Source organism: Okeania sp. SIO2B9 (assembly GCF_010672505.1).
Taxonomy (GTDB): domain Bacteria; phylum Cyanobacteriota; class Cyanobacteriia; order Cyanobacteriales; family Microcoleaceae; genus Okeania; species Okeania hirsuta.
Map to the genome: position 1 here is coordinate 1 of NZ_JAAHGK010000088.1, position 10,427 is coordinate 10,427.

The 10,427-nt window shown below is 35.6% G+C and carries 10 protein-coding genes; 5 read left to right on the plus strand and 5 right to left on the minus strand.

The window, feature by feature from the left end; genetic code table 11:
* A partial coding sequence (locus F6K13_RS05420) for a hypothetical protein (protein WP_287286997.1) occupies positions 1-500 on the plus strand: 500 nt, incomplete at its 5' end.
* A gap of 384 nt (positions 501-884) precedes the next feature.
* Here the strand turns inward: F6K13_RS05420 and F6K13_RS05425 are convergent.
* From F6K13_RS05425 to F6K13_RS05445, 5 genes are all read right to left on the minus strand, one after another.
* Positions 885-1,175 carry a hypothetical protein gene (locus F6K13_RS05425; RefSeq protein WP_287286999.1) on the minus strand — a complete coding sequence of 97 codons (291 nt, stop codon included), beginning with the start codon at positions 1,173-1,175 and terminating at the stop codon, positions 885-887.
* A 76-nt stretch (positions 1,176-1,251) separates the two neighbouring features.
* A complete protein-coding gene (locus tag F6K13_RS05430; RefSeq protein ID WP_287287000.1) occupies positions 1,252-2,553 on the minus strand; it encodes an APC family permease in 1,302 nt (433 codons plus the stop codon).
* 287 nt (positions 2,554-2,840) lie between these two features.
* On the minus strand, positions 2,841-3,041 hold the full coding sequence (locus tag F6K13_RS05435; protein WP_124154598.1) for a hypothetical protein: 201 nt from the start codon (positions 3,039-3,041) through the stop codon (positions 2,841-2,843).
* 76 nt (positions 3,042-3,117) lie between these two features.
* Entirely contained in the window at positions 3,118-4,551 is a 1,434-nt protein-coding gene (locus tag F6K13_RS05440; RefSeq protein WP_124154597.1) for a TldD/PmbA family protein, read from the minus strand.
* A 671-nt stretch (positions 4,552-5,222) separates the two neighbouring features.
* Positions 5,223-5,351, minus strand: coding sequence for a hypothetical protein (locus F6K13_RS05445; RefSeq protein ID WP_275670304.1), 129 nt, complete (start codon positions 5,349-5,351; stop codon positions 5,223-5,225).
* Positions 5,352-5,392: 41 nt separating this feature from the next.
* On the opposite strand from F6K13_RS05445, the gene F6K13_RS05450 reads away from it, so the two are divergent.
* From F6K13_RS05450 to F6K13_RS05465, 4 genes are all read left to right on the plus strand, one after another.
* Complete coding sequence (locus F6K13_RS05450) at positions 5,393-7,087, plus strand: sensor histidine kinase KdpD (RefSeq protein ID WP_124143764.1); 1,695 nt, start codon at positions 5,393-5,395, stop codon at positions 7,085-7,087.
* Positions 7,088-7,914: 827 nt separating this feature from the next.
* Positions 7,915-9,474, plus strand: a complete 1,560-nt coding sequence (locus F6K13_RS05455) for an MFS transporter (protein ID WP_124143765.1) — start codon at positions 7,915-7,917, stop codon at positions 9,472-9,474.
* A 25-nt stretch (positions 9,475-9,499) separates the two neighbouring features.
* Entirely contained in the window at positions 9,500-9,964 is a 465-nt protein-coding gene (locus F6K13_RS05460; RefSeq protein ID WP_124143766.1) for a GAF domain-containing protein, read from the plus strand.
* A gap of 376 nt (positions 9,965-10,340) precedes the next feature.
* A partial coding sequence (locus F6K13_RS05465) for a helix-turn-helix domain-containing protein (protein ID WP_287286994.1) occupies positions 10,341-10,427 on the plus strand: 87 nt, incomplete at its 3' end.

Consider the following 10,427-nt stretch of genomic DNA (forward strand, 5'->3'; position numbering starts at 1 on the left):
ACTATTTTTCAGAAATTGAATCCTCTTTTGAGAAAATTCACGAACTTCTGAGAGAAGAAGGGATAGCAATTATTGTAATAGCCATAAAAACAGAAATAAGCGAACCTTATTACTATGTAAATCAGCGACTTGATCAAAGATCAATGCTTTTTAGCGACGATTTACATCAATTCTTTTCTGAACACAATATTTCTGTTCATCAAGAAATTATAGAATCTCCATTGAATATTACAGAATGTTTTCAGAAAGATTCTCATTTGGGTAAACATTTACTAGATTTTATAGTTGGTGCTAATACGACATATTTTTCTCCTTCGCAATTACAAGTATTGCTGGATTATTTGAGCAGCAATTCCCAAAAATTGGAGGGGGGAGAAATTATGATTCCAACTTCTGTAAGCTTTTATTATTTTCAAAAGAAGAAGGAAGAAGAAATAAAAAATTCGATGGAGGAGTCAGGAGTCAGGAGTCAGGAGTCAGGAGGGAAGAAAGAAGAATAAAGAAGAGGAAAAAAATCAAGTTTTTTGATCACTAATTAGGGTTTGCGTATGGAAAGTCTTTTTGCTGGGGTAGGAGACAGGAAGAACAGGGAATGAGCGAGGAGGTAGGAATAAGAATTGTCTCTCAATTTTTCTGCCATAATCATCCCAAAATACTAGCTTTTTGAGATTTTTCCACCGAAAAGCTGGTACTTTTTTCAACTCTAAAACGCTAAAACCTTTATCTGTCAATACTTTTAGAATTGATCGGTAAGCCCTAATTATCCGGACATGATATGAGTTATGAACGAGTGGAAAAAGACGAAAATAGGATTGATTCAAGAAATTAATAATTGACAAGAGATTATTAATATGCAAGCAGATGTTAATGAGGGAAAATTAAATCTATTCGTTAATCAATCTATGAATTAAACTATGCCAAATTAAACCAACAATAATTAACCCTAAACCAACTAACCAAATTTGTTGCTCCACCCAAAAAGCTAAAAACAAACAAGCAGCTAAACCAACCCAAACTAACCACTTAGGATAAAGTCTCTCCTCTGGAGAAAGTTTCAGAGCAGCAAAATTAGTAATAGCATAATAAATCAAAACATTAAAAGCACTAAAAGACCAAGTATTTTTTACATCACCAATTAAAACTAAAAAAGCGATCGCTACTCCCACTACTATCAAAGCTATATTTAATAATTAATTATTAATTATTACCTATCCTTGAAAAGAAGAGGATTGACTGACAGGAAAATTAAAGTTATTCGTTAATCAATCTATGAATTAAACTATGCCAAATTAAACCAACAATAATTAACCCTAAACCAACTAACCAAATTTGTTGCTCCACCCAAAAAGCTAAAAACAAACAAGCAGCTAAACCAACCCAACCTAACCACTTAGGATAAAGTCTCTCCTCTGGAGAAAGTTTCAGAGCAGCAAAATTAGTAATAGCATAATAAATCAGAACATTAAAAGCACTAAAAGACCAAGTAGTTTTCACATCCCCAATTAAAACTAAAAAAGCGATCGCTACTCCCACCACTATCACAGCTATATAAGGCGTGGTTTGCTCACTATTCAATCTAGCAATAACTTTCGGTACATCTCGACGACGCCCCATTGCTAACAAAACCCTGGACAAACCCAAAATTAAATTTAACAACACTCCCAACATTGCCGTCACAGCACCAATAGCAATTAACTTCGGAATCACAGGAACACCTAAACCTCCTACTCTGGCAATAACTTCTAGAGGAGCAGCTAAACTAACATCTGCTGTAGATAATTTATTAATAACTTCCTGACCAACCACCACAGTAACCACAGCGATCGATATATATAACAGACAGGTAACTATCATAGTTAAAGCGATCGCTCTCGGAATAGTACGTCGTGGTTCCTTAACCTCCTCCCCCAAAGTTGCAATACGACCGTAACCAGTATAAGCAACAAACATTAAAGCAGCAGCTTGAAGTAAAGATGCTATAGGTTTATCCCCAGGAAAAAAAGGCGTTAAATTTTCCCCAGCAGACCATACTACTTGAGGCACCCCTGCCAAGATAAACAAAACCAGAGAAAATAACGTAATCGAAACAATAATAATATTAGTAAAATTAGAACGACGAATTCCACTTAACACAACTATTGTTAATACAACCACAGCAGTTAAAGCAGTCAACACCAACCAAGTTTGATTATTGATACCAAAAGCATTCAGCAAATAACCAGCAAAACCCAAAGCAGCAGTTGCAGCAGAAGCACTTTTCGCCAACAGAAACATCCACCCCGCAATAAAACCCAACCAATGATTCAGATATTTATAACCATATTCATAAGTACCACCACTCACAGGATGATTTGCTGCTAACTGGGCGCTATTAAAACCATTGCAGATAGCAACAACAGCACCTATTGCCACCGCAATAATTACCGATGGACCCGAAATACCAGCAGCAATACCAATACTGACAAATACTCCAGTACCCACAATTGAACCTAAACCCATGAGGGTAGCGCCGAACACACCAATTTCTCGTCGAAGTAAAGGCGGAGATGTCATGAGATTTTTATCCTTAGTATAGTAATATGATTTTAGTTGTGAGATATTGGATACTTTTAGAGAACAGGGAACAGGGAACAGGGAACAGGGAACAGGGAACAGGGAAGAAGAAAAAAATAAAATATATCAATAAGATAACTGCTATATTCCTTCCTTTAAAGGAACACCTCAATTCTCACATCTGATTCGGTGATTGCTATATTTTTGTTTTTTATATAGCAGAAGGAAAAATCTGGCGTTGTCTGAATTTTAAGCATTTGATATGTCCGCCCCCTTTGCTTCGATTGCTATAGAATCCTTATGGTATCTTTGCACGGGGTACGGGTTTTTGGCAAAGGAGTCATTTCAGTAGGGGTTATATCAAATCCTTTCGGGTTCGGTATAAAAAAATGTTCCATCTGAGCGCCATTGCCACATCTTTCTCGATATCCCCACCTCTCCATCTCCCCATCTCCCCACACTCCCCACACTCCCCACACTCCCCACACTTCCCACCCTCTTTCTTCCTTCTTCCTTCTTCCTTCAGACTTCAGACTTCTTCCTTCTTCCCTCTTCCTTCAGACTTCAGACTTCAGAAGCATCTCCACCAACAACAACATTCCTAATACGCAAACTCGGACCGCCACAACCAACAGGTAAACCATCTTGCCCACCCTTACCACAACCCCCTGACTCATCCCAATAAAAATCATCGCCGATCGCCTCAATATCAGCCAAAGTCTCAAACACATTTCCAGAAAGAGTCACATCCCGCACGGGTTCAGCTAACTTACCATTTCTAATCATCCAAGCTTCTCCAGCACTGAAAGTAAACATTTCCCCATTAGTCATTCCACCCAACCAGTTGCGAGCATAAACTCCCTCCTTAATATCAGTAAATAAATCTGAAGTAGGAGTATTTCCTGGTGCTATCCAAGTATTAGTCATCCTGACTATAGGTGGATAATGATAGTCAAGACAGCGTGCATTACCCGTCGGTGCTTCTCCCAATTTTCCCGCAGTCTCCCGCGAGTGTAAACGTCCTACCAAAACGCCATCTTGAATCAACTGGGTAGTAGTTGCTGGAGTACCTTCATCATCATATATATAACTACCCCGATGTACTTCTTCTTCTACATTATTATTTAGGAAGGGCGACACCTTAGCACCATCAAATATTTGTAAATTTTCTGGACCAAACCTCCGACCAATTGTCATTACTTCCAATAAATCAGGATTTTCGTAGACCATATCTGCTTCCGAGAGATGACCAAAAGCTTCATGAACAAATAGACCTGTAAGAATTGGGTCAATAACTACAGTGTAAGTATTACCTTGAACAATTGGTAAAGCTAGAGAATTTACAGCTCTTTCCGCAGCACTGCGAACATAATTATCTAAATTAGTTAAATCTTCATAAGCTTTGCGGGAACCAGTAGTTTCCCTACCTGTTTGTACGGTTTCCCCATCCCTGGCGGTGGCAGCAAAACGTATTTCCATATCTACCCAAGATTTTTCTAGCATAGTGCCTTCGGAAGTAGCGAGAATTACTTTTTGGGTACTATCCCCATAACGAACAGATACGGTGGCAATTCGACCATCAACACTCCGCAATATTTGGCCATAATGTTCGCATAGTTCTTTTTTGTTGGCCAAAGATATATGGCGTGGATCTGTACCTGTGAGATGAACTGCATGAGTTGCTTGAATTATGGGGATGGGAGCTAGAATTGTTTCTTCTTCTCCAATCAATTTGGCCACAGCGATCGCCTCTTCTATTCTGTTTTTCAAGGTTGAGAGTTGATTAAAGCTGGCAAAACCCCAACCTCCTCGGTAACAAGCTCGAACTTGACCACCTATGGAAAGACCTTCGCTTAAGGTTTCTATTTTGTTGCCTCGCAAGAGAATATCTGTTCCTTGAGATTCTTCTAGGCGAATGGCCAAATAATCCACTTGAGAACTATAATTAGCGAGCAAGTCGGATAACATATTTTTTGCGTCAGTCAGTAATACAGGCATTAGAGGTTTTGATAAGTTAAAAAAGGTGGGATGTTGACAAATTGAATGGGCATCGAACTTATTCAATTTGCTGCCGATTCAGCTAAAAACTTTAATATTATAGTAATTTCAAATAATTATTTCAGATAGTCAGAAGCAAAATTATTTGTGAAATCTTTCAATTGAATTGCTATTAGTTAAAGTTTTCTATCAATTCAACAATCAAATTATTGACTTTTTTCATAATAAGCGGAGATTGCGGTTATTTAGTTCGGTTCTACCAACATCAGTAACGGATAAATACCGATACCCTAAGTATTAATGATTTACTTATTTTTTGGACAACTAATCGGGGAATGCTTCAATCTATAGCAATTCGCAAAAAGAGTGAGGTACAAAATTCCTTGGTTTTAGGCATTAGGGAGTAGGGAGTAGTAATTCTGGTTCTGTAGGGATCGATAAAAAAGAAAAACAACTGTACCTCATTAGCTTGGGAAAGACTATAACTAAGGAAGAGGAGCAATTTTCCCATTAATTAAATATGATCCAATTTTTTCTTCTTGTGCGGAAAACTTAATACACAAAATTTAAGATATAAGACAAGAAAAAAATATTGAAAGTTTTGCATTTTATTTTACTATTTTTTTTAGCAAAGCTAGTTAAAGTTTCTGTAGAAGTTTAAATTTATCTTTTTATTTTGGGTTTAATACCCCACCGTCAACGGGGGTGTTTACAATTGGTTGGAGGTTGTAGACGCGGAGCGGCTTGTCGAAGACTATCCCCATCCATTTTTTCTTCCTTCTTCCTTCTTCCTTCTTCAACAGTTAATAAATTAAGATTATTTATTTATATTATGAAAAAAATGGACAACTATAACTATATATTACCAACTGTAAGTGACATTTTTGCCCTCGAAATGTCAAGTGATGATTTGCCTAAAAAAACAATGGAACTGGCAAAAGAAAATTCTCCTCCTTCTATGAGACAGAGAAATCAAAATTTGTATTCAAAGGCTCAAAAGGAATGGTATAGTGCGATCGCTACTGTTAATCAATTATTGGAAAATTCATCAAAAAAGTCTGGTTCTCAAGATTTTCAAAATCAAGAGATGACAAAAACTATTTATTCATTAAATGAGAGAGATTTTATCGACAATTCAAAAAAATCTACTCCTAATTCGTTATTCTCTGATATCAAATCATATCGTGGATTAGTATTATCTAGTCCTACTCCTATCTTAACAAATCCTGCTTTAACTAATAATTTTTATACTTCAGTTTTTACCAGTAAAATACAGGAAAATTCAGACTGGTTATCCATTTTTAGAAGACAAAGTTTGCCTCTATTACCAGCAGCAGATAGTATTAATTCCTTATCTACTGTTATACCAATACTACCTTTATCAACTAAAGACCCAATAACAAATGAGCAGTTTTGTTTGGTTTTAACTGCTGAGTTTAGTTTAGTTATGGTCTTAGGAAAAAGCATAAATAATACACCAGCTTTTCAATTTTCTTTTGACCCAGAAGTAGTTGAAAGAGCATGGATTATCTTACGTCAACGAATAGTATTACCTACCCATTTTTATTCTCAAAATGTCGATAAACATCAAAAAATAATCGATCAATATTCTCAAAATTTAGCAATTTTAGACGGTGTTTTTGATAAATTTACACCCCGCGAACCAGACTATAAAATAGTTATGAAATTTAGTCGTTTATTATTAGATAATTTACCAACTGTAGATAGTAAAAATAAAATATTAGAACTCAATACTGATGACCAAAGTCTAAAAGACCGGGAAATTACTGTATCGCTAAAATCTCCCATTGAAAATTTCAAATCTCCTGATGTAGAATTGTTACAAGCGATCGCTCATGAAGTCAAAACTCCTTTAGCCACAATTCAGACTTTAACTCGCCTATTATTAAAACGTCCTCATCTAAATCAAGAAGTAATAAAAAAGCGTTTACAAATGATTGATGCTGAATGTACTTCCCAAATAAACCGCTTTAATCTAATTTTTAGAGCGACAGAATTAGAAACTCAGCAACTCTTAAAAGAAAAACATTCATACCTACAATTAACAACTATTCCTCTAGCTCAAGTATTTGAAAATAGTATACCTCATTGGCAACAAAAGGCAACTCAAAGAAATCACACTCTAAAAGTTATTTTACCTCCTAATATGCCAACGGTTGTTAGTGACCCTGTTATGCTTGACCAAGTATTAGGAAATTTGATTGAAAACTTTTCGCGAAATTTACCTCCTGGCAGTCTTATTCAGGTAGAAGTAATGTTAGCTGGAAGTCAGTTAAAATTACAGCTTAAATCTGATTCTAATATGGGTGGAAAAAGTCACTCACCTTTTACAAGTTGCACAAAAACACCCTTTAAATCTATCGGTCCTTTATTAATGTTTCAACCAGAAACAGGTAATCTTAGTTTAAATTTAAAGGTGACTAAAAATCTTTTTCAAGCAATGGGAGGAAAATTAGTAGTGCGACAACGACCAACAAAAGGGGAAATTATGACTATTTTCTTACCAGTTCAATAATTTATAGCTAATCTTTAGAAGGAGAAATAATGACTATTTTCTTGCCAGTTCAATAATTTATAGCTAATCTTTAGTAAGCATTCAGCAGGAAGAGTTGACCACGAATAACTAAATGCTTAGAATCTTTTTTGTTAATAAAGTATAACACGCTCGCTCTTACAGAGTACTTCCCCTTTGTATGTCGGCGATAGCTATTAAGAGGGTTATATCAAATCCGCTCGGGTTCGGTATAAAAAATGTTCCATCTTCAGCTATTGCCAAATATGAAGCTTATTTCCCCAAACTCCCCAAACTCCCCACAAATTACACCAATGCTACCGGATTTGATATTATGCGCCAGCAAAACTACCGTTTCTTCCCTTGAAAAGGGAAGCTTTAAACATGAATTATTTAATTGTTAATTATTCAGTAATTGGTATAGCAATCCGCGCTTATGTTGTCAGATTTTCTAAATGCAGGGTTTGGTCTCCAAATCCCTTGGCGCTTTGGTTTAGAGACCAAACCCCTACAATTTTTTCTCACGAATGATTTCATATTGCTATATAAGATTTATATATATTTCTAAACATATATTTGTTTTAGTAAAGAAATGTTTTTAAGCCATTGCATTTCCAAGAAATTTAAGGTAATAAACTAATAATCAATTAGGAGCTAAGTAGGAAGGGCTGAATAAAGTTGAGACTGATGGTTATAAGTCTCTTGAGAGATATTAAAGTTTTACAAGCAGTCACAGTTCGGAGTTTTCATACAGAAATAACCTGACTTATTTAACATAACCTACTATCTCCTTTCTATTCTATTAGACCATAATTATTGGTAAATTATTGATGAGTAAAATAGCTAATTGGAATCCAGAAAATATAGATTTTTGGCAACAACAAGGATCGAAAATAGCAAATCGTAATCTTTGGTCTTCTATCCCTTGTTTATTATGTGCTTTTGCTATATGGCTCTATTGGAGTATTATTACCGTACAAATGAAGAACTTAGGTTTTCCATTTGAGACAGCTCAACTTTTCAACTTGAGTGCAGTTGCTGGACTTACTGGTGCAACTTTACGCATTCCAAATTCCTTCTTAGTTGCTATATCCGGGGGAAGAAATGTAATCGTTATCACCACAACATTACTAATTATTCCGTCATTAGGTACAGGGATAGCTCTACAAAACTCTAATACTCCCTATAGTCTTTTCATTATCTTAGCTGCCTTGTCTGGTTTTGGAGGTGGAAATTTTGCTTCCTCCATGTCTAACATCAGCTTCTTCTTTCCCAAGAAAAATCAAGGAGCAGCTTTAGGTTTAAATGCAGGTTTGGGGAATGTGGGTGTTAGCGTCATGCAGGTTTTATTACCTTTTGTAATGACAATTCCATTATTCGGAACCTTGAGTGGACAGGGAATTCCCTTACCTACAGACATAGGAGATAAAACTGCCGGAACATTAGTTTGGATACAAAACTGTGGACTGGTTTGGGTTCCTATTTTGGTCATCCTAGTGATTAATGCTTGGTTTAACATGAATAATTTAGTAACAGCTAGTCCCGATGTTGGTTCAACAATAAAAGAGACTTTAACAGCTTTATTAAAGTCTCTTGCCCTAATTTTCTGTGCTTTTGTTAGTGCAGCAATCGGGTTATATATGCTTCTGGTAGTAAATATTAATATGTGGATTGTTTTACCAATCACAATTGCCTTGACTGTGGTAATTATGGGTATGGTGCAAAAGCCTTTCCAAATTTCCCTCACTCCCCAATACCGGATTTTTAAGAATAAGCATAATTGGATTATGACTTGGTTATATACCATGACATTCGGTTCATTTATTGGTTATTCAGCAGCCTTTCCTTTATTAATTAGAATTGTATTTGGAGAGTTACCAGATGGTACAGTAAATCCCAATGCTATTAATCCTTTTGCTTATGCTTGGTTAGGTCCTTTAGTAGGTTCATTGATTCGACCTTTAGGTGGTTGGTTGTCTGACAAACTAGGAGGTGCAAATGTTACCCATTGGGATACAATTGTGATGATTGGTTCAGCTTTGGGAGTAGCTTATTATGTTAAACAAGCAAGTGTTTCTCAAACTCCTGAAGTTTATTTCATGCCATTTCTCATCCTTTTTCTCATTCTTTTCATTACTACTGGTATAGGTAATGGTTCAACTTTTCGGATGATTCCCATTATTTTTGAACCAAATCAAGCCGGACCAGTTTTAGGCTGGACTTCAGCGGTTGCTGCTTATGGTGCGTTTATTATTCCTAAAGTTTTTGGTGGTCAAATCAAAGCTGGTCATCCTGAATATGCACTGTATGGTTTTGCGGTTTATTACCTCAGTTGTTTAATTGTTAATTGGTGGTTTTATGCCAGAAAAAATGCTGAAATTAGTTGCTAATTGAGGTTAATTGATAATTTAAAATATGGAGAAATCAATCAGGCAAATACCTGTAACTCATCTGGAAGATACTCTAAGTAAAATATGCAAATTGACGGATTTTCATTATGGTGAAATTTGGTTGCCTAACCGGGAAAATAATTTATTAGAACTTAGCCCTTATTACCATATTGTTGGGGGTAATTACCAAGATAATTTAGAAAAATTTCACCTCTGTAGTCAAGACTTTATCATATCTGAAGGTGAAGGATTACCTGGACGAGTTTGGTTATACAAACAGCCGGAATGGATACTAAATGTCTCGGTTGAATCGGAAGGATATTTTTTGAGAAATCAAATTGCTAAAGCTTTTGGAGTTATAACTGGCTTTGCTATTCCTATGATAATCGAGGAAAAAGTATTAATGATTCTTGCTTTTTTTGCTTGTGATATTCGCTCTTATTCATCCGATATTTTAGCATTAGCAATGGATGCAACAATACACTTCTAAACTTTTATTGGAGTAATTGATACAGCAGATTCCAAGTATATGAAGTACAGATATTAACAATTAAATGTTTCTAGTGCGGGCATCTTGCTCGCTAAGGTAAGGAACTCATCTTAGGAACTGATATGAATCCAGTAATTTTCCCAACTATATGAGAAAATCATAGATAAAAATCAGATTAATATGACTACTAAAAATCCATATATGAATCTAAGTTGCTAGTAATGTTTATCCTAAATTTATTTATGGGGTTTAGACAGTAAGAAAAAATAACTTTTACCAAAAAATTGGGTTTAACGCCTCGCCCATAAGCGGGCGACTTTTTAGTTGTTTTTTTTTAATAAATATGTTATCGTGCTGTTTAGTTTAGATAGGAATTATGAAAGCTAGATTTAAGTATCGTATCTATCCAACACCGGGACAAAAATACCGATTAGCAAAGCTATTTGGTTGTGTCCGTGTGGTT

What these genes read in the sequence shown, in the direction of transcription:
- F6K13_RS05430 (WP_287287000.1), bottom strand. Translation starts at nt 2,553, where the DNA reads ATGACATCTCCGCCTTTACTTCGACGAGAAATTGGTGTGTTCGGCGCT.
- F6K13_RS05440 (WP_124154597.1), bottom strand. Translation starts at nt 4,551, where the DNA reads ATGCCTGTATTACTGACTGACGCAAAAAATATGTTATCCGACTTGCTC.
- F6K13_RS05450 (WP_124143764.1), top strand. Translation starts at nt 5,393, where the DNA reads ATGGACAACTATAACTATATATTACCAACTGTAAGTGACATTTTTGCC.
- F6K13_RS05455 (WP_124143765.1), top strand. Translation starts at nt 7,915, where the DNA reads ATGAGTAAAATAGCTAATTGGAATCCAGAAAATATAGATTTTTGGCAA.
- F6K13_RS05460 (WP_124143766.1), top strand. Translation starts at nt 9,500, where the DNA reads ATGGAGAAATCAATCAGGCAAATACCTGTAACTCATCTGGAAGATACT.